The following is a 20,345-nucleotide window of genomic DNA, read 5'->3' on the forward strand; positions in this document are numbered from 1 at the left end:
CTGGAGCCCGGCCGGGGTGGCCGCGGGCGTGAGCGGGACGACCGGCGTCCGTCTGACGGTGTGACGGTCGCACGGTGTGGTTGGGCGATGAACGTGGTGCCCGGTGCCGGCCGCGGCCGGGATTCCGCGCGGCCGGCACCGGGGAGCGGTGGTGGGGCGGGGTCAGCCCCGGGCGGCGCCGAGCAGTGCCTGGACGGCGCGGGACGGGCTCGGACGGCCGAGCCGCTCGGCCATCCATCCGCTGGTGGCGACCAGCGCGCGCAGGTCGACCCCGGTTCGGATGCCGAGCCCGTGCAGCATCCACACCAGGTCCTCGGTGGCCAGGTTGCCGGTGGCGCTCTTCGCGTACGGGCAGCCGCCGAGGCCGCCTGCCGACGCGTCCACCGTGGTGACCCCTTCGCGCAGGGCCGCCAGGGTGTTGCTGAGCGCCTGGCCGTAGGTGTCGTGGAAGTGCACGGCGAGCCGGTCGGCCGGCACCCCGGCCCGCGCGAAGCCGGCCAGCAGGGCGCCGACCTGCCCGGGGGTGGCCACGCCGATGGTGTCGCCGAGGCTCAGCTCCGCGCAGCCCATCTCCAGCAGCCGCACGCCGTACCCGACCACCTGGGAGACCGGGACCGGGCCCTCCCAGGGGTCTCCGAAGCACATCGAGAGGTAGCCGCGGACCGCCAGCCCGGCCTCGGTCGCCCGCGCCACGACCGGGCGGAACATGGCCATCGCCTCGTCCGCCGAGCGGTTGAGGTTGCGGCGGGCGAAGGTCTCGGTGGCGCTGGCGAACACCGCGACGTCGGTGGCGTGGTGGGCGAGCGCCCGGTCGAGGCCGCGTTCGTTGGGCACCAGCACCGGCAGCCGAAGGCCGGGGTGGCGCTCCGGCAGGCCGGCGAGGCGGGGCATCAGCTCCTCGGCGTCGGCCAGCTGGGGGACCCATTTCGGGTGGACGAAGCTGGTCGCCTCGACGGTGCGCAGCCCGGCGGCCGCGAGCCGGGCGATGAACTCCGCCTTGACCTCCACGGGCACCAGGGCGCCCTCGTTCTGCAGCCCGTCGCGCGGTCCGACCTCGTGGATCCGGACCTCCTCGGGCAGGCCGGGGGCGCGGACGGGGTCGGGCAGGCCCAGGTCCAGCGCGTCGGGCTCGCGGGCGGGTGCGGTCATGACCGCGCTCCGGCGGCCGCGGGGGCGATCTGCTCGTCGGCGCCGTCCACGGCCGGGGCGACCACGACCAGCAGTTCCTCCATCGCGACGGTGGCGCCGGCGGTGGCCCGCAGCTCGGCCACCACGCCGTCGTGCGGGGCGGCGATCACGTGTTCCATCTTCATGGCCTCCAGCACGAGCAGGGGCTGGCCCTTGCGGACCGTTTCGCCCGCCGTGGTCTTGACGACGGTGACGGTCCCGGGCATCGGGGCGGTCAGGGCGCCGTGGTGGGCGGCGGTTCCGGCGGCGCGCTCGCCCACCGGGTCGTGGGCGTGCAGCGACCAGGCGTCGCCCTCGACACCGAGCCAGGTCACCGGGCCGGCGGCGAGGCCGGGAGCGGCGTCGGTGGCCAGCGCGAACGTGGTCTGCAGGCCGTCGACGGTCAGGTGCAGCCGGTCGGCGGTCCGGGTCGCGCGGGCGCGGTGGACGGGACCGGAGCCGAGCCGGAGCTCGACCTCGCGGGTGAGCTCGGTGGGATTGTCAGTGGCATCGGCTACGTTGCCCGCAGTGATCGAACGGATGCGCACCGAGACCGGATCCTGGCCGGGGGTACGGAGTCGGTGGGTGGTCCAGGCGGGGGTGCCGCTCAGGCGCCAGCCGGAGGGAAGGGAGAAGGGGTCGGTCCAGCCGCCGGGGTCGGCGGCCGGGGTGAGGTCCAGGTGCCGTGCCAGCGCGGCCGCGTAGTAGAGGAGGTGGGCAGGTGGTGGCGTCTCGGCCGTCAGCGGGTCGGCAGCGGTGGCACCGGCCTCGTGCGCGTCATCGGCCTCGTTGGCCTTGTCGGCCTCGCCGGTCGCGTTCGCGCCGCTCGGCGCGTTCGCCGGGGAGTACGGCGAGGTGAGCAGGGCGGGCTGCTGTTGGGCCGTCTGTTCCACCAGGCCGGTGTCCAGTCGGCCGGCGACGACCTCGGGGTGTGCGAGCAGCCGTCGCAGGAAGCCGATGTTGGTGGTGACGCCCAGGATGCGGGTGTCGGCCAGCGCGGCGCGGAGCCGGCGCAGCGCGGTCGGGCGGTCGGGCCCGTACGCGATGACCTTGGCGAGCATCGGGTCGTAGGCGCTGGTGACGACGGATCCGGGGGCGACTCCGGAGTCGACGCGCACGCCCTCGCCCTGGGGCTCGTCCAGGACGAGGATGCGGCCGCCGGTGGGCAGGAAGTCCCGTTCCGGGTCCTCGGCGCAGATCCGGGCCTCGATGGCGTGGCCCAGGAAGGAGATGTCGGACTGATCGAAGGAGAGCCGTTCGCCCGAGGCGATCCGCAGCTGCCACTCGACCAGGTCGAGTCGGGCTGAATCGTCGCCGATGGCGATGGCGAGTTCGGTGACGGGGTGTTCGACCTGGAGGCGGGTGTTCATCTCCATGAAGAAGAAGTCCCGCACCCCCTCGGTGGAGGCGGTGGCGGGGGAGTCCGGGTCGATGCCGGGAACGATGAATTCCACGGTGCCGGCCCCGGTGTAGCCGCAGGACTCCGCGGCGCGGACGGCCGCGGCGCCCATCGCGGCGCGGGTCTCGGCATTGAGCAGAACGGAGGGGGCTTCTTCGATCAGCTTCTGATGGCGGCGCTGGAGGCTGCATTCGCGCTCGCCGAGGTGGACGGTGGTGCCGTGGGCGTCGGCGAGCACCTGCACCTCGATGTGGCGCGGCCGGTCGACCCAGCGTTCCAGCAGCAGGGTGTCGTCGCCGAAGGCGGTCCGGGCGACGCGGCGGGCGGCGGCGATCTCGGTGGGCAGGTCGGCGCGGTCCCGTACGAGGCGCATGCCCTTGCCGCCGCCTCCGGCGGACGGCTTGAGCAGGACGGGGTAGCCGATCTCCTCGGCGGCGGCGAGGAGATCCCCGTCGGTGGGCGCGGTGGCCTGGCTGCCGGGGACCACCGGAACGCCGGCGGTTCGGACGGCTTCCTTGGCGTTGATCTTGTCGCCCATCAGCTCGACCGCACCGGGAGGAGGTCCGATGAAGACGAGGCCGGCGTCGGCGCAGGCGCGGGCGAAGCCGGCGTTCTCGGCGAGGAAGCCGTAACCGGGGTGGACGGCCTGGGCCCCGGTGCGGCGGGCGGCGGCGAGGATCTGGTCGGTGCGCAGGTAGGTCTCGGCCGCCGAGCTGTCGCTGCGGTCGGCCGGGCCGAGCCGGACGGCGACGTCCGCCTCGCGGACGTGCGGCGCGTCGGCGTCGGCGTCACTGAACACGGCGACCGAGCGCACGCCGAGCCGCCGCAGGGTGCGGATCACCCGGAGGGCGATCTCGCCGCGGTTGGCGACCAGAACTGTGTCGAACATGGGAGGTGTTCCTCCGGGTCGAGGGGAGCCGTACGAAGGAGAAGGAGGTGGCGGCAGGGGCGGCGGTGGAGGGGAGGGCGCCGGCCCGGGCGGTGCGCCGGCGCCGAGGGAGTCACGCCCGCAGGAGCGGGGTCACACCGACAGGAGAGGAGAGGTCGCGCGGAAGGGGCGGGTCACACCCGCCGGGGCGGGGTCACATCCGGAAGACCCCGTACGGGCCGGGCGGCGGGAGCGGGGCGTTGGCGCAGGCGGTGAGGGCGAGGCCGACGACGGTGCGGGTGTCCATCGGGTCGATCACGCCGTCATCCCAGAGGCGGGCGGTGGCGTAGTAGGCGTTGCCCTGGCGCTCGTACTGCTCGCGGACGGGGCGCTTGAACTCCTCCTCCGCCTCGGCCGGCCACTGCTCGCCGTGGGCCTCCAACTGGTCGCGGCGGACGGTGGCGAGGACGGACGCCGCCTGCTCGCCGCCCATCACGGAGATCTTCGAGCCCGGCCACATCCACAGGAAGCGAGGTGAGTAGGCCCGGCCGCACATCGAGTAGTTGCCGGCTCCGTACGAGCCGCCGATCACCACGGTCAGCTTCGGGACGCGGGTGCTGGCGACGGCGTTGACCATCTTGGCGCCGTGCTTGGCGATGCCGCCCGCTTCGTACTGCCGGCCGACCATGAACCCGGTGATGTTCTGCAGGAAGAGGAGGGGGATGCCGCGCTGGTCGCACAACTCGATGAAGTGGGCGCCCTTGAGGGCCGACTCGGAGAACAGCACGCCGTTGTTGGCGACGATGCCGACGGGGTGGCCGTGGATCCGGGCGAAGCCGGTGACCAGGGTCGCGCCGTACTCGGCCTTGAACTCGGCGAACCGGCTGCCGTCGACCAGTCGGGCGATCACCTCGCGCACGTCGTAGGGCGTGCGCGGGTCGACCGGGACGGCCCCGTACAGGCCGGCCGGGTCCACGGCCGGCGGCTCGACCGGGGTGAGCGGCCACGGCCTGGCCGAGCGCGGGCCGAGCCCGGCCACGATCGTGCGGACGATGGAGAGGGCGTGGGCGTCGTCCTCGGCCAGGTGGTCCGTCACCCCCGAGGTGCGGGAGTGCAGGTCGCCGCCGCCCAGTTCCTCGGCGGTGACCACCTCTCCGGTGGCGGCCTTCACCAGCGGCGGCCCGCCCAGGAAGATCGTGCCCTGGTTGCGGACGATCACGGCCTGGTCGCTCATCGCCGGGACGTACGCCCCGCCGGCGGTGCAGGAGCCGAGCACGGCGGCGATCTGCGGGATGCCCGCGGCGGAGAGCCTGGCCTGGTTGTAGAAGATCCGGCCGAAGTGGTCGCGGTCCGGGAAGACCTCGTCCTGCATGGGGAGGAAGGCGCCGCCGGAGTCCACCAGGTAGACGCAGGGCAGCCGGTTCTCCAGCGCGACCTCCTGGGCGCGCAGGTGCTTCTTCACGGTCATCGGGTAGTAGGTGCCGCCCTTGACGGTGGCGTCGTTGGCGACCACCACCACCTCGCGTCCGGCGACCCGGCCGATGCCCGCGATCACCCCGGCCGCGGGCGCCGCCCCGTCGTACATCCCGTCGGCGGCCAGCGGGGCCAGTTCCAGGAAGGGCGAGGCCGGGTCGAGCAGGGTGTCCACCCGGTCGCGGGGGAGCAGCTTGCCGCGCGCCGTGTGCCGGGCGCGGGCCCTGGCACCGCCGCCGAGGGCCGCCGCGTCGAGCTTCTCGCGCAGCTCGGCGACGAGGGCCCGGTGCGCCTCGGTGTTGGCGCGGTAGGCGGTGGAGCCCGGGTCGACCGCGGTGCCGAGCCGGGGCGCGGGAGCAGCGGCTCCCGGGGGTACGGCACCCGGCGCCGCCGTGGTGCCGACCGCTGCGCTGCCATGGACGCCGGTGGGTACACCGGCGGTTGAGATGACCATTCCCAAGAGCTCCCTTGCCCTCGGCACCAGGTGGGCGGCCGAATGCGGTGCGCCCGTGGACCCCACGTTAATTAACGTTAACTTACGCGCCCAGGTTAACGGCCGATAACCCCACTGTCTACGATGGGCAGCATGCCGAACGTCCCCGCAGCCTCCGCGCTCCCACGCCGCGACCAGATCCGTCGGGAGGCCGCGCGACTCTTCGCGGCCCGGGGTTTCCTCGGGGTGGGTGTGGACGAGATCGGCAAGGCCGTCGGCATCAGCGGCCCCGGGCTCTACCGCCACTTCGCCGGAAAGGACGCGATGCTCGCCGATCTGCTGATCGGCATCAGCGAGCGCCTGCTGGAGGAGGGGCGGCGCCGGGCGGGCGGCGGTGACGGTCCGGCCGCCGCGCTGGACGCGCTGATCGGTGGCCACGTCGACTTCGCCCTCGACGACCGCGACCTGATCACCCTCCACGACCGCGAGCTGCTGAACCTCAAGGAGGAGGACCGCCGCACCGTCCGCCGGCTCCAGCGCGGCTACGTCGAGCTGTGGGTGGACGTGGTCCGGCAGGTCTATCCGCAGCTGACGGGCCCCGCCGCCGAACCGGTGGCCAGGGCTGCCGTCCACGCCGTCTTCGGCCTGATCAACTCGACCCCGCACAGCCTCGGCCCGGGCCCCGCCCAGGACGAGCGCTCCGGCCTCCAGCGCGACGGCATGGCCGTCCTGCTGCACGCCCTCGCCCACGGCGCCTTCGCGGCGGCGGCCGAGTCGGTGTCCGCGCAGGCCTGAGCCCTGCGCTCCCGGAGAGCCCGCCCGGCGGTCCAGGCCCAAGGGGTGGCGGTCCGGCTCCGGTTCCGGGGTCGGAGCCGGAGTCGGGGGTCCAGGACCACCTGAGGTCTAGGACCAAAGGACGGTGCTCGCCCGCCCCTGGCCGCTGGGCCTTCGGCGGGTCGTCCGCGACCCTGGAGTCAGGCGACCCTGGAGGCGGGCGGGGTCGGCGGGCCGTGCGTGCGTTCGACCGGGACGCGTTCGGTCGGGAATCACCGCAGGCCGCAGGCTGTTGGCCAGTCCGCCGGACCGGACGATCCGGGCTGCCCCGGCCCGCTCCGGCCCCATCCGGGCCGGAAACGCCATGGCGGCCACCCGACGAAATGGTTAGCATCCCTAAATATGCCTGAGACTCACGGATCCACGGTGGAGCAATCCCCGAGCGGCTCACCGGACCCCGGCGCGAGCCCGAAGCCGGACGGCGACCACCCGCAGCCGGCCAGCGACCACCCGCAGGCCGTCGGCTGGCTGCGCCGCCTGGTCGGCTACTGCTGGCGTTCCCGCCGCAGCGTGCTGCTCGCCTTCGGCGCCTCGCTCGTCGGCATGGCCGTCACCTCGCTGGTGCCGCTGGTCACCAAGCTGATCATCGACGACGTCATCACCGCGCACACCCGCTCGCTGGTTCCCTGGGCGGTGGTGCTGCTGCTCGCCGCCGCCGTCGTCTTCGGGTGCACCCAGGTCCGCCGTTACTACGGCGGCCAGCTCGCCCTGGACGTCCAGCACGACATGCGCAGCGACCTGTTCCGCTCGCTCGGCCGGCTCGACGGCCACCGCCAGGACCGGCTGGACACCGGCCAGGTGGTCGGGCGCGCGACCTCCGACCTCCAGCTGATCAACGGCCTGCTCTCGATGCTGCCGATGATGACCGGCTACCTGCTGATGTTCGTCATGTCGCTGGCCGTCATGGTCTGGCTCTCCCCGCCGCTCACCCTGATAGCCGTGGTGATGGCCCCCGCGCTGTGGTGGATCACCGTCCTCAGCCGCAAGCGCCTCTTCCCCGCCACCTGGGCCGCCCAGCAGGAGGCGGCCGCCGTCGCGGGCGTGGTGGACGGCGCGATCGGCGGCGTCCGGGTGGTCAAGGGCTTCGGTCAGGAGGCGCAGGAGCTGGACAAGCTGGAGCGGGCCTCCCGCAACCTGTTCGCCGCCCGGCTCCGGTCGATCCGGCTCAACGCCCGCTACAACCCGGCGATGCAGGCCATCCCGGCGCTCGCGCAGGTCGCGGTGCTGGCCTTCGGCGGCTGGCTGGCCGTCGACGGCCAGGTGTCGCTCGGGACCTTCGTCGCCTTCTCCACCTACGTCGCGCAGATGACCGGACCGGTGCGGATGCTCACCATGGTCATCACGGTCGGCCAGCAGGCCCGGGCCGGTGTGGAGCGCGTCCTCCAGCTGATCGACGAGCGCCCGCTGGTCCAGGAGCGCCCGGACGCGCTCACCCTGGACCTCACCGGGGACGGCACCCGCGAAGGCGCCGCCACCGGCGTCCGCGAAGGCGGCACCGAAGGCCCCCGCGCCACCGAAGGCCCCCGCGGCACCGCAGAAACCCGTGCCACCACAGGCCCCCGGACCGCCGACGTCGCCCTGGAGTTCGACCAGGTCGAGTTCCGCTACGACCCCGAGCACCCCGCCCCCGTCCTGCACGGTCTCAGCCTGAAGCTGGCCCCCGGCGAGACCCTCGCCCTGGTCGGGGCTTCCGGCTCCGGCAAGTCGACGGTGGCGCAGCTGGTGCCGCGCTTCTACGACCCGGCGGCCGGCGCCGTCCGCCTCTACGGCCACGACCTGCGCGACCTCACCCTGGACTCGGTCCGGTCGGCGGTCGGCATCGTCCCCGAGGAGAGCTTCCTGTTCTCCGAGTCGGTCCGCACCAACATCGCCTACGGCCGCCCGGACGCGACGGACGAGCAGGTGGTGGCGGCCGCGCGGGCCGCCCAGGCCGACGAGTTCGTCCGCGCGCTGCCCGACGGCTACGAGACCAAGGTCGGCGAGCAGGGCCTGACCCTCTCCGGAGGCCAGCGCCAGCGGATCGCGCTGGCCCGGGCGATCCTCACCGACCCCCGGATCCTGCTGCTGGACGACGCCACCTCGGCGGTGGACCCGCAGGTCGAGGCCGAGATCCACGACGCGCTGCGTTCGGTGATGACCGGCCGCACCACGCTGCTGATCGCCCACCGCCGCTCGACCCTGCAGCTCGCCGACCGGATAGCCGTCCTGGATCACGGCCGGCTGCTGGACATCGGCACGCACGAGGAACTCGACGCCCGATGTCCCCAGTACCGGGCTCTGATCACCGACCCCGAGGCCGGCCGCACACTCCGGTCGTCCGAGGCCCCGCAGACCTCCCAGCAGGTCTCCGCACAGACCTCCGCGCAGACCGTCGAGCAGACCTCTCCGCAGACCCCCGAGCAGCCCGCTGGGCAGCAGACCCCCGAGCAGCAGGCCGCTGAGCGGACCGAGGCGCGGTCCACCTCCGAGCCGGTCGACGAACCGGCTCCCACGCAGGCTCCCGCCCCGGCCACCCCCGACCTCCCCACCCCCGCCCTGGTCAAGGCGGCCCGCACCGCCGACCCCGACCTGCTGGCCAAGGTCGCGGCCCTCCCGCCGGCCGCCGACTCCCCGGCGGTCCCGCGCGCCGGGGCCGAGGCCGGCGACCCGGACTTCACCCTCCGCCGCCTGCTGCGCCCCTTCCGCCTCCCGCTCGCCCTGGCCCTGCTGCTCGTCGCGCTCGACGCGGCCTCCGGTCTGGTGCTGCCGGTGCTGATCCGGCACGGCATCGACCAGGGCGTCAGCAAGGCCCTGATGTCCGGGGTCGCCGTGGCCGCGCTGGCCGCGCTGGTGGTGGTGCTGCTGGACTGGTTGGTGCAGAGCGCCGAGAACCGGGTCAGCGGCCGTACCGGTGAGCGGGTGCTCTACCTGCTCCGCCTCAAGATCTTCGCCCACCTCAACCGGCTCGGCCTGGACTACTACGAGCGTGAGCTTTCCGGCCGGATCATGACCCGGATGACCACCGACCTGGACTCGCTGACGTCCTTCCTGCAGACCGGCGTGGTCACCGCCGTGGTCAGCCTGCTGACCTTCGGCGGGATCTTCGCCGCGCTGCTGATCATCGACGCCGGCCTGGCCCTGGTGGTCTTCGCGGTGCTGCCCCTGCTGGTCATCGCGACGCTGGTGTTCCGCCGGAAGTCCAGGGACCAGTACGAGCTGTCCCGGGACCTCATCAGCACCGTCAACGCCGACCTCCAGGAGAACGTGGCGGGCATGCGGATCGTCCAGGCCTTCCGCCGCCTGGACACCAACACGGACCGCTTCGTCGCCCGGGGCGTCGCCTACCGCGAGGCCCGGGTGCGCGCGCAGCTGTACATCTCGCTGTACTTCCCGTTCGTCCAGTTCCTCTCCAGCGTGGCCGCCGCGCTGGTGCTGATCGTGGGCGCGGCCCGGGTCGACGCCGGGACGCTGACGGTCGGCGCGCTGGTCGCGTACCTGCTGTACATCGATCTGTTCTTCGCACCGGTCAACCAGCTGTCCCAGGTGTTCGACGGCTACCAGCAGGCCTCGGTGGGCCTCGGCCGGATCCGCGAGCTGCTGCGCACCCCGACCGCCACGGCCGAGGCGGCCGACCCCGTGCCGGTGCCCGAGGGGCTGCGCGGCGAGATCTCCTTCGAGGGTGTCGGCTTCGCCTACAACGGCGGCGCGGACGGCGCCCCGAACGTGCTGACCGGTGTGGATCTGCACATCCCGGCCGGGCAGACGGTGGCGCTGGTGGGTGAGACCGGTGCCGGCAAGTCGACGCTGGTGAAGCTGGTCGCCCGGTTCTACGACGCGACGGAGGGCACCGTGCGGGTGGACGGGGTCGACCTCACCCGCTTCGACCTGGCGCAGTACCGCCACCGGCTGGGCGTGGTGCCGCAGGAGGCGTACCTGTTCGCGGGCACGGTGCGCGAGGCGATCGCGTACGGCCGGCCCGACGCCTCGCCGGCCGAGGTGGAGGCGGCGGCCCGGGCGGTCGGCGCGCACGACATGATCGTCCGGTTGTCCGGCGGCTACGACCACGAGGTCGCGGGTCGCGGCCGCAACCTCTCGGCCGGCCAGCGGCAGTTGATCGCGCTGGCCCGGGCCGAGCTGGTCGATCCGGACATCCTGCTGCTCGACGAGGCGACCGCGGCGCTCGACCTGGCCACCGAGGCGGTGGTCAACCAGGCCGCGGACCGGCTCAGCGGCGGCCGCACCACGCTGGTCATCGCCCACCGGCTGACCACCGCCGAGCGCGCCGACCGGGTCGTCGTGCTGGACCACGGCCGGGTGGTCGAGGACGGCACGCACACCGAGCTGCTCGCCCGGGGCGGCACGTACGCCCGGCTCTGGCAGGCGTTCATCGCGGACGGCCACCCGGCGGTCGAGGCCGTCGCGGCGGGGTAGCCGACTGCCCGCGACCAGTCTGGCGGACCGTCGTCGGCGGCCCGTCAGGCTGATCGTCAGGCGGCGATCAGCGAGGCCAGCAGGCCGGTGGCGTCGATCCCGTGCGGCAGGTCGCTGACCTGTCCGTCGCCGACCTCGACCACGCGCCAGCCGGAGCCGTCGGCCCGGCTGGCGAGGTCGGTGGTGACGAAGCGGCAGCCGAGCATCCGGACCAGGGGGCGGACGCCGGTGAGGTCGGGTTCGACGTCGTGGTGAGGCGCGTCGGGGTGCGGCCCGACCAGGACGGGTTCGCCGTCCAGCCACCACACCCGCGCCTCCACGGCCCGCCCGCTCCCACGGCCCGAACGGTCATCCGGCCCTCCGCCCGACCCTCCATCCGGCCCTCCGCGCGGTCCTTCGCCGGAGCCGTCACCCGAGCTGCCGCCCGGCCCGTCGGCCGGCCGCTCGAACTCCTCGTACCGCCGCAGCACCACCCCGCCGGTCAGGAACTCGCCCTGGAGCTCGACGAACCGCGCCACCACCCGTCCGACGCTCGCCAGATCGGCCAACTCGGGGATGTAGCAGGCCTCGTGCCACTCGTGTTTGCGTGACTTCACGTAGTCCTTGACGATCGCCGGCCCGCTCCCGCCGAGCCGGGCCGCGGCCGCCGCCAGCTCTTCCGGTCCGGGCACCACGGCAGCGGCGGTGGGGATCCACGTGCTGGGCGGAGTCGCCCCCTCGAACACGCCGTACCAGCCCGGCAGTTCATGCGCCGTCGCGTAGCCGGCCGGGCTGGTCAGCAGGGCGCAGCCGCGCGCGGCGAGCGCGGTGGCGAAGCCGGTGTAGCGGGCGGACGGAAGCATCCAGCCCCGGTACCAGAGCGGACCCCGGTCCTGCGGCACCTGCCGGACCGCCTGCCCGGCGTGCCCGGCGAGCAGCGCGGCGTGGTCGACCAGGTGGTGCTCGCCGCCCAACTCCCGCAGCAGCCTGGCCTCCCAGGCGAAGTGCGGGTCGGGCCGGCGCGGGTTGAGCGGGTCGGCGGGGAGGAGGATCGCGGGTACGGGCATGGCCGTCAGGGTAAGGCCCGGGCGGGGCGGCGTCGGCGGCTTTCGGCGCGTCAAACCCGCTCGACGGCCCGGCCGGGTGCTGGGAGAGTGATCCGATGCGAAATCTGCTGAGACTCCGTAGACGTGTCCCCCGGCAGGCGGCTCGCACGGTGGTCCTGGACGAGGACGGCTCGGTCTTCCTGCTCCGTTCGGACAACGACGAGGTCGGCGTCCACTGGACCATGCCGGGCGGCGGGCTGGAGCCCGGCGAGACCCCGTGGACCGGTGCCCGGCGCGAACTCTGGGAGGAGACGGGCTGGAGCGACCTCGAACCGGGCCCGCTGCTCTGCACCTGGGAACACGACTTCACCTGGCACGGCACCCCGGTCCGTCAGCACGAGCACATCTACCTCACGGGCGGACCGCACCGCGGCCCGGTCGGTGACGTCAGCGCGGTGCACGCCGAGGACCGGATCCTCGACTGGCGCTGGTGGACCCCGGCCGACCTGGCCGACGAGAACGCCGACGCGCTCTGGCCGCCCCGGCTGCCGGAGTTGCTGGCCGCCGTCCGCGAGGGCTGGGCCGTCGACGGGCGCCCCCCGGTACCCGTCGACCTCGGCTTCATCCCGAACGTTCCGCCCAGCCGCTGACGACCACCCGCTGACCGCCGCCCGCTGACCGCTCCCCGACGCGCGGCCGACAGTCGATCTCCTGACTGCCGCCCCCTGACCCGTCGCCGGCAAGCCTTGAACACAGCGCGCTGCTACGAGCGCACGCGCCCCTACGGGCGCCCGCCGCGTCGTGCCCGCCCGCCCGGGCCGGATTCCCAGCCGCGCAGGTCCAGCTCCCGGTCGTGCAGCGCGCAGGGGTTCATCAGCACGGTCAGCTGCGCGTCGGCCAGGTGCTCGAAGGCGAGCCCGGTGGCGGACAGCAGTTGCTCGGTCGGCACCGAGACGGCGATGGCGGGGCGCCAGGAGGGCAGCACGATCAGGCTGGTGCCGCGGCCGATCCGGACCGGTTCCGCCGTCACCCGGATCGGCGCCCGCTCCTCCGGGCGGCCGACGGCCTCGGGCTGGTTCGGGCTGCCGCCGATCAGGATGCCGAGCGGTGTCTCGGCCCGCGCCGCCTCGGGGCCGGCGGCCGACGGCGCCGCCACCGCCCCGGTGCCTCCGACGGGTTCACCCGAACCGGGTGCGGCTGCCGCCCGGACCTCGGCCAGGAGAGCGGCGGAGGTCGCGGGTGTCGTAGGTGCGGTCCCGACCGGTTCGGTCGCGGCCGTCTCCCGTGCGGTCGCCCCCTGCCCGGTCGCGTCGGCCTGCGGGTGCATCCGGCGCAACCGGCGCGAGGGCGCGGGGCGCCGGGATCCGGCAGCCCGGAGTTCCTCGCGCGCCGCGCGCAGCACGGGCACGGCCCGGTCGCCTTCGGGCGCGACAGCCGGCCGACCGAACCGGCCTGCCTCGGTTCCGGCCCGCCCGTCCACGGCCTCGGCCCCGCCACCCGGAACGTCTCCACGGTGCTGAACGCCGACGCCGCCCGCGTCGCCCGCGCGGCCCCCACGGACCTCGCCGTCCCCGTCCCCGCCGTCCCCGCCGTCCTCGGCGCTCTCGGCGCTCTCGCCGAGCAGCGCCCGGACCTCCGTGGCCGGTCGCCGGCACGCGGCCGCCAGGTCGGCGACCGAGCGGCCCTGGGCGCGGGCGGCCCGCAGCCGGTCGGCGAGCGCCGCCCGCAGCCGCGAGGTCGTCGGATCGTCCGTAGCCGCCTCGCCCCCCGCCGCGAGTCCGCCGTTCCCCGCGCCGTCCTCCCGTCCGCGCGGCTGCGGAACGGAGTCGTGGCGTGAGCCGCCCGCCTGGCGCGGCCCGCCGGCCGTGCCGGACGGGGCGGCGCCCGGAGCGCCGGCCGGGCCGGTCTCGGCGGCCGTCGCGATGGAGCAGCGCGCGGCGTGCGGGGGCGCGGATCCGGCGCTGCCCCCGGGCGGGCCGGGCAGGGACGGGTCGGTTGCGGCGGAGTGGAGCGAGGTCATCGGCACGGGCCCTTCGGCGGACGGTCCGGATGATCCTCCCGCACCGCGCGACCAGCTCCAAGAGTCAACTCCGGGGGTGTGCGCGAGACCACTGCCCGCCCCTACGCCCCGTGTCGGCTCAAGTGCCGGGCGCGACGAAGCCCTTGAGGTCGGCGAGCACCGCGTTGGCGGCCATGACACCGAGCCCGAGGAACCAGGTCTCGTCCGAAACCGGCCGGGCCTGACCGGACTTGACCGCGCCGAGGGTCTTCCAGAGCGCGCCGCCGAGCACCGCGTCCTGGTTGGTGGAGCTGGGGCTGCCGTACACGCCGTAGAAGATCCAGTCGGCGTCGGCCTTGTCGATCTGCTCCGGGCTGACCTCCACCGCGAGTTCCTTGACCTGTTCGATCTTGGGCTGCGGCAGCGGGACGTCGGTGAGGATGGTCCCGATGAAGGACAGCTCGGCGTACAGCCGGGTCCGGCCGGGCATGAAGCGCAGCGGCGTGATGGTGGGCCGCTTGTCGCCGAGCTTGGCGCCGATCGCGGTGGCGGCCGCCTGGTACGCGTCGAGCTGGGTCTTGGCCTCGGCCTCCAGGCCGAACGGGCTGGCGTTGAGCTGGAAGTTCTGCTTCCAGGGGTAGCCGGGGCGCAGCGAGAAGACGGTCGGCGCGATCTTGGACAGCTGCGCGTACTGGTCCTGGGCGCGCAACTGGCTGCCGAGGATCAGGTCGGGCTTGAGCGCGGCGATGGCCTCCAGGTTGAGGCTGTTGATGGTGCCGACGTTGGCCGGGTTGCCGGCCTTGTCCTTGAGGTAGGACGGCAGGGACTTGGAGCCGTCGGTGTAGACGATGCCGACCGGCTGGATGCCGAGTGCGACGACGTTGTCGAGTTCGCCGGTGTCCAGGACCACGACCCGGGTGGGCTTGGCGGGGATGACGGTCTCGCCCATGGCGTGCTTGACGGTGCGCGGGTAGACGCCGGGGGCGGCGTCGGTGCCGAAGCCCTTCATCTTCTCGATCACGGTGGCGTAGTCGTCGCCGCCCTGCTTGACCGACTTCTGGTCGGGCGATGCGCCGCCGGTGCCGGGGGTCGCGCCGCCGGAGCCGCCGTTGGCGCCCGAGCCGCCGGAGCTGCCGCAGGCGGTGAGCAGTCCGCCGAGGCCGAGGACCGCCCCGCCGGCGATCCCCGCGGAGAGGAACCTGCGGCGGGAGGGGGTGCGGGGGACGAGGACCAGGTCGTCGGGGTGGGGGGCCACGCGACGCTCCTTCGAATCGAGGTTAGGTGAGGCAAACCTATCCGAAGCGTCCGAGGGGGGGCGTAGTGGCCCGTCCGGGCCGAGGGCGAACCATCTCAAACCTTGACATAAGGGAGAAATTCTCTTGACCCTGATCCTTTGAAACCAAGGTACACCGCTTAACGTGCCGTTAATGCTGCACCTTTACGGCCATCGCTGAGAACGAATCGAAGCAAGTGGTTTAGATCACCAAGGGTTGGTCTACTCAACCTTCCATGCTCGCGCCTAGGGTGCGCTGGTGTTTGATCAGCAGCTCTCAGAGCACGGAAGCAGCGGCCGGGCAATGGCGCCCGACGCTCCGCAGGGTGCCCCGGTCAGTGGCATCAGTGGTGGAGTCCCCGACCCGGGGACAGCTGGGGGAGCGGGGGACAAGGGTCTACGGGGCAACTCGGTGGGCCTGCTGGGCAGTGTGGTCCTGGGCGTTTCCACGGTCGCCCCGGTCTACTGCCTGACCGCGACACTCGGGCCGACCGTCACCGCGGTCGGCGTCCAGATGCCCGCCGTGTTCCTGGCCGGCTTCCTGCCGATGCTGCTCGTCGCGTTCGCCTACAAGGAGCTGAACAAGGACTTCCCGGACTGCGGCACGTCCTTCACCTGGACGGTCAAGGCCTTCGGCCCCCGGGTCGGCTGGATGGCCGGCTGGGGCCTGACCGTCGCGACCATCATCGTGCTCTCCAACCTGGCCGGGGTCGCGACCGAGTTCCTCTACCTGATGCTCGGCGAGATGACCGGCAGGAGCTGGGTCGCCGAACTCGACCAGAACCAGGCCGTCCACCTGCTCACCGTCGTCCTGCTGATCGCCGGTGCCACCGCGATGAGCTACCGGGGGATGACCGCCACCAAGTGGTTCCAGTACAGCCTGGTCGGCCTCCAACTCGCCGTGCTGGTGCTCTTCTCGGTCATCGCCATCGGCAAGGCCGCCGCCGGCGACCTGCCCGACTCGATCGGCTTCTCGTTCTCCTGGCTCAACCCGCTCCAGGTCAGCTCCTTCAGCGCCTTCACCGCGGGCCTGTCGCTGTCGATCTTCATGTACTGGGGCTGGGACACCTGCCTCACCATGAACGAGGAGACCCTCGGCAGCGCCAAGACCCCCGGCCGCGCCGCGATGGTCTCCATGGTCACCCTGGTCGGCTCGTACCTGCTGGTCGCGATCTCCGCCCAGATGTTCGCGGGCGTCGGCTCCACCGGCTCCGGCCTCAGCAACCCGGAGACCTCGGACAACGTCTTCGCCGCGCTCGCCCGTCCGGTCCTCGGCTCGCCGTGGAGCGTCCTGCTCTTCCTGGCCGTCGTCGCCAGCGCCGCCGCCAGCCTCCAGACCACCTTCATCCCGGTGGCCCGCACCCTGCTCGCGATGAGCGCCTACCGTGCCGTGCCGCCGCGCTTCGGCGCCGTCCACCCTCGCTTCCGCACCCCCGGGTACGCCACCGTCGCGGCCGGCATCGCCACCGCCGTCTTCTACGTCGGCATGAGCCTGATCAGCGAGAACGTCGTCCAGGACACCATCCTGGCGCTCGGCCTGATGATCTGCTTCTACTACGCGCTGACCGCGTTCGCCTGCGTCTGGTACTTCCGCCGTTCGCTGCGCACCGGCGCCCGCGACCTGTTCCTCAAGGGCATCGCCCCGCTGCTCGGCGGCGTGCTGCTGAGCGGGGTCTTCCTGCAGACCCTCACCGACGCCTGGAACCCGGACTACGGCAGCGGCGCCGTCTTCGGCATCGGCTCGGTGTTCGTCATCGGCGTCGGCATCCTGCTGCTCGGCGCCGTCCTGATGACCGGCTACGGGCTGGCCAGGCCGGATTTCTTCCGCGGCGAGACGCTGCGCAAGGACACCCCCGCGCTGGTCGTCGAGGACTGAGAGGAACTGGAGGACCGGGAGGACCGGGAGGACCGGGGGCGCCGAAAACCGACCACGCCGCCGGGCACCGAAGCTATCCTCGACCGCATGAAGCTCTACGCGGGCCAGTGCTGGTGGCCGTCCTGAGGGACGGCCACCCCACCCGCTCGACCAGGGCCGTCCGGAACGGACGGCCCTTTCGCGTTTCCCACGGAACGGGCCCCGCCCCGGACGGCCGCCACCACTGCCGTACCGAGGAGAAACCCGATGACCACCGCGACCACCGCGACCACCGAGCCGACCGCGACCGCCGAGCCGACCGCGACCACCCCGACGACCCTGTCCGTGGCCACCACCGCCACCTTCACCGCCGACCCGGCCGGCGACCGCGTCCTCACCGGGGACCGCCCCACCGGACCGCTGCACCTCGGCCACTACTTCGGCACCCTGCACAACCGCGTCCGGCTCCAGAACCAGGGCGTCGAGATGTTCGTCGTGATCGCCGACTACCAGGTCATCACCGACCGGGACATCGCCGACCGGCTCGCCGAGCACACCGAGAACCTCGTCCTCGACTACCTCGCGGCCGGCCTCGACCCCGACCGCGCCACGATCTTCGCGCACAGCGCCGTCCCCGCCCTCAACCAGTTGCTGCTGCCCTTCCTCAGCCTGGTCAGCGTCGCCGAACTGAACCGCAACCCCACCGTCAAGGACGAGATCGCGCACTCCCGCCAGTCCGCCGTCAACGGGCTGATGTTCACCTACCCCGCCCACCAGGCCGCCGACATCCTCTTCTGCAAGGCGAACCTCGTCCCGGTCGGCCAGGACCAGCTGCCCCACCTCGAAGTCGCCCGCACCATCGCCCGCCGCTTCAACGAGCGCTACCCGCACACCGACGGCGGCGCCGTCTTCCCCACCCCCCGCGCACTGCTCTCCGACGCCCCGCTGCTGCGCGGCACCGACGGCGGCAAGATGAGCAAGAGCCGGGGCAACTCCGTCCCCCTCGGCGCCACCGAGGACGAGACCGCCCGGATCATCCGCGGCGCCAGGACCGACGCCGACCGCCGGATCGACTACGACCCGGCCGACCGGCCCGAGGTCTCCGGCCTCATCCTGCTCGCCGCGCTCTGCCAGGACCGCGCACCCGAGGAGATCGCCGAGGAACTCGGCGACGGCGGGGCGGCCGCGCTCAAGCGCACCGTCACCGACTCCGTCAACGAGTACCTCCGCCCCCTGCGCGCCCGCCGCGCCGAACTCGCCGCCGACCGAGGCCACCTGCGCCAGGTCCTGCGCGACGGAGCCGAACGCGCCAACGCCGTCGCCGACGCCACCCTCGACGAGGTCAGGAAGGTGATGGGGGCGATCTGAAGAACCGCCCCGCACCTCCGGCGCACCCTCGGGGCACCCTCGGCCCGAAGACGCCGGCCCGAAGGCGCCGGCTCGCGGACATCGGCCCGTCGACACGGGGGCATATCGTCACCGGGCGGCCTCGACCACGCCGAGGCCGCCCGTACCCGGCCTCCCCCGAAAGGCGTCCCGGCCCATGGACCAGCACCCGACCACGTCCGGCCAGGGTCTGACCCGCCCGCCGCACCTGCGCCCCGGCGACCACATCGCCGTCGTCGCCCCCAGCGGCCCGATCGACTCCCAGCGACTCACCGACGGCTGCGCGATCCTCCGCTCCTGGGGCCTGCGGGTCACCGTCGCCCCGCACGTCCTCGACGCCCACCCCACCCTCGGCTACCTCGCCGGCACCGACGCCGACCGCGCCGCCGACCTCCAGTCCGCCTGGCTCGACCCCACCGTCGACGCCGTCATCTGCGCCCGTGGCGGCTACGGCGTCCACCGCATGGTCGACCTGCTCGACTGGGACGCCATGCGCGCCGTCCCGCCCAAGCCGTTCATCGGCTTCAGCGACGTCTCCTCCCTCCAGGAGGCCTTCGCCCAGCGGCTCGGCATCGCCACCCTCTACGGGCCGATGAGCGCGGCCGGCTCCTTCATCACCGACGGACCGACCGCCGAGCACCTGCGCCGCACCCTCTTCGAGCCCACGGCCACCACCGTGCTCACCTCACCGACCGCCACCGCCCTCGTCCCCGGCCGCGCCCGGGGCGTCACCGCGGGCGGCTGCCTCCACGTCCTCGCGGCCGAGCGCGGCACGCCCGCCGCCCGGCCCTCCTACGCCGGCGGCATCCTGATCCTGGAGGACGTCCACGAGCAGCCGTACCAGCTCGATCGGCTCCTCACCCAGTTCCTGCGCTCCGGCGCGTTCGACGGGGTCGCGGGCATCGCGCTCGGCTCCTGGGACGGCTGCGGACGGCTCGACCGCGTCCGGGACGTCATGCTCGACCGCCTCGCCCCGCTCGGCATACCCGTCATCTGGGAACTCGGGTTCGGCCACTGCCCCTCCACCCTGACCGTCCCGCTCGGCATCCCCGCCGTCCTCGACGCCGACGCCGGCACCCTCACCCTGGAGGTGCCCGCCCTCGCCGAGCGGTGAGGCCCGTGCCGGCGGTGAGTAGGGTGCGGCCATGAACGAGGACCGCCTCACCGCCCTCGCCCTCGGCTTCCTCCGGGGCCCGGGCAGCAACGCCCGCACGATCCTCGGACTTGCCGGCCCGCCCGCCGCCGGCAAGTCCACCCTGGCCCGACACCTGGTCGCCGAGATCGAGCGCGCCGAGGGCCCCGGCAGCGCCGCGTACGTCCCGCTTGACGGCTTCCACCTGTCCGCCGCCCAACTGGACCGTCTCGCCCTGACCCACCGCAAGGGCGCCCCCGCAACCTTCGACGCCCACGGCTACGTCGCCCTGCTGCGCCGCATCGCCGCCGACCGCTTCCAGGACATCTACGTCCCCGACTTCGACCGCACCCTCGACGAACCGGTCGCCGCCCGCCACGTCGTCCGCCCGCACACCCGCCTCGTCATCACCGAGGGCAACTACCTCGCCTCCACCGACACCCCGTGGCCGGAGGCCCGCCGCCTGCTGCGTGAACTCTGGTACGTGGACACCGACGACGCCCTCCGTGAGGAGCGCCTGCTCCGCCGCCACCGCGACGGCGGCCGCGACGAGGCCACCGCCCGTCACTGGGTGACCGGCAACGACCATCCCAACGGCGAGTACGTGAAAGCCGGCCGCGCACTCTGCACCCGGACCGTCCCCGGCAGCGGTTTGCCCGCGACGCCGACCGGGGGTAGTGTTCTCTAGTCGCTCGGCAGGGAGCACCGGACACGCATCGGCGCGGACGGTCCCGGGGCGGCCAATCCTTTTGAAACACCATTTCCTGGTTCGGGCTGGGTCGCGTCTTCTTGCGGCTTGGTTCTTATTCGGCGTGTTCGTTTTATTGGATTGCGGCCGATTCGCTTTTCGGAGCAGGGATCGGCTAGAGTTTGAAACGTCGGACGGGGCGTCAAGCCGCAGAAGACACCAGCGAGTTGGATGAACGAAGCGCCGGAAACGGAGCGGAAAACATCTGGTAAGCTGGAAACACGAAAGAACGAAGCGCCCGGAGGGCCCGCTGGAAGGCGGTCCGAAGGAAGTGTCCGTTCCTTGAGAACTCAACAGCGTGCCAAAAGTCAACGCCAGATATGTTGACATCCCCGGCCTCAGA

Annotated in this window: 13 protein-coding genes; 7 read left to right on the forward strand and 6 right to left on the reverse strand. The window is 73.3% G+C overall.

Features of this window, described 5'->3' with window-relative positions; translation table 11 throughout:
• Positions 1–162: 162 nt before the first annotated feature.
• The 3 genes from ACFVTF_RS17545 to ACFVTF_RS17555 form a co-directional block, all read right to left on the reverse strand.
• On the reverse strand, positions 163–1,149 hold the full coding sequence (locus ACFVTF_RS17545; RefSeq protein ID WP_387814372.1) for a hydroxymethylglutaryl-CoA lyase: 987 nt from the start codon (positions 1,147–1,149) through the stop codon (positions 163–165).
• Entirely contained in the window at positions 1,146–3,455 is a 2,310-nt protein-coding gene (locus tag ACFVTF_RS17550; protein ID WP_387814374.1) for an acetyl/propionyl/methylcrotonyl-CoA carboxylase subunit alpha, read from the reverse strand. Before ACFVTF_RS17550 ends, ACFVTF_RS17545 begins: the two co-directional genes overlap by 4 nt.
• A 193-nt stretch (positions 3,456–3,648) precedes the next feature.
• Positions 3,649–5,361: a carboxyl transferase domain-containing protein gene (locus ACFVTF_RS17555; RefSeq protein ID WP_387814376.1), complete on the reverse strand. Its 1,713-nt coding sequence runs from the start codon at positions 5,359–5,361 to the stop codon at positions 3,649–3,651.
• Between the two features lie 132 nt (positions 5,362–5,493).
• Between ACFVTF_RS17555 and ACFVTF_RS17560 the strand changes: the two genes are divergently transcribed.
• A complete protein-coding gene (locus tag ACFVTF_RS17560; RefSeq protein WP_107452927.1) occupies positions 5,494–6,135 on the forward strand; it encodes a TetR/AcrR family transcriptional regulator in 642 nt (213 codons plus the stop codon).
• Between the two features lie 381 nt (positions 6,136–6,516).
• Positions 6,517–10,584 (forward strand): ABC transporter transmembrane domain-containing protein, encoded by a 4,068-nt coding sequence (locus ACFVTF_RS17565; protein WP_387814378.1) that lies wholly within the window; start codon positions 6,517–6,519, stop codon positions 10,582–10,584.
• Between the two features lie 56 nt (positions 10,585–10,640).
• Here ACFVTF_RS17565 and ACFVTF_RS17570 read toward each other — a convergent pair whose 3' ends face one another.
• Positions 10,641–11,630 (reverse strand): ATP-grasp domain-containing protein, encoded by a 990-nt coding sequence (locus ACFVTF_RS17570; protein WP_387814380.1) that lies wholly within the window; start codon positions 11,628–11,630, stop codon positions 10,641–10,643.
• 95 nt (positions 11,631–11,725) lie between these two features.
• Between ACFVTF_RS17570 and ACFVTF_RS17575 the strand changes: the two genes are divergently transcribed.
• Positions 11,726–12,259, forward strand: coding sequence for an NUDIX hydrolase (locus ACFVTF_RS17575; RefSeq protein WP_387814382.1), 534 nt, complete (start codon positions 11,726–11,728; stop codon positions 12,257–12,259).
• A 131-nt stretch (positions 12,260–12,390) separates the two neighbouring features.
• On the opposite strand, the gene ACFVTF_RS17580 is transcribed toward ACFVTF_RS17575, so the two are convergent.
• Both ACFVTF_RS17580 and ACFVTF_RS17585 read right to left on the reverse strand, forming a co-directional pair.
• Positions 12,391–13,629 carry a hypothetical protein gene (locus ACFVTF_RS17580; RefSeq protein WP_387814384.1) on the reverse strand — a complete coding sequence of 413 codons (1,239 nt, stop codon included), beginning with the start codon at positions 13,627–13,629 and terminating at the stop codon, positions 12,391–12,393.
• A gap of 118 nt (positions 13,630–13,747) precedes the next feature.
• Entirely contained in the window at positions 13,748–14,863 is a 1,116-nt protein-coding gene (locus tag ACFVTF_RS17585; RefSeq protein ID WP_387814386.1) for an ABC transporter substrate-binding protein, read from the reverse strand.
• A 322-nt stretch (positions 14,864–15,185) separates the two neighbouring features.
• On the opposite strand from ACFVTF_RS17585, the gene ACFVTF_RS17590 reads away from it, so the two are divergent.
• From ACFVTF_RS17590 to ACFVTF_RS17605, 4 genes are all read left to right on the forward strand, one after another.
• On the forward strand, positions 15,186–16,757 hold the full coding sequence (locus tag ACFVTF_RS17590) for an APC family permease (RefSeq protein WP_387814388.1): 1,572 nt from the start codon (positions 15,186–15,188) through the stop codon (positions 16,755–16,757).
• Between the two features lie 246 nt (positions 16,758–17,003).
• Positions 17,004–18,104 carry a tryptophan--tRNA ligase gene (gene trpS / locus ACFVTF_RS17595; RefSeq protein WP_387814390.1) on the forward strand — a complete coding sequence of 367 codons (1,101 nt, stop codon included), beginning with the start codon at positions 17,004–17,006 and terminating at the stop codon, positions 18,102–18,104.
• A 175-nt stretch (positions 18,105–18,279) separates the two neighbouring features.
• Complete coding sequence (locus ACFVTF_RS17600; RefSeq protein ID WP_387814392.1) at positions 18,280–19,236, forward strand: LD-carboxypeptidase; 957 nt, start codon at positions 18,280–18,282, stop codon at positions 19,234–19,236.
• Positions 19,237–19,267: 31 nt separating this feature from the next.
• The gene (locus ACFVTF_RS17605) at positions 19,268–19,942 is read left to right on the forward strand and encodes a nucleoside/nucleotide kinase family protein (protein ID WP_371518921.1); all 675 of its coding nucleotides are present in this window, start codon (positions 19,268–19,270) and stop codon (positions 19,940–19,942) included.
• Positions 19,943–20,345 lie beyond the last annotated feature (403 nt).

The organism is Kitasatospora sp. NPDC057940 (genome assembly GCF_042887425.1).
Lineage (GTDB): Bacteria > Actinomycetota > Actinomycetes > Streptomycetales > Streptomycetaceae > Kitasatospora.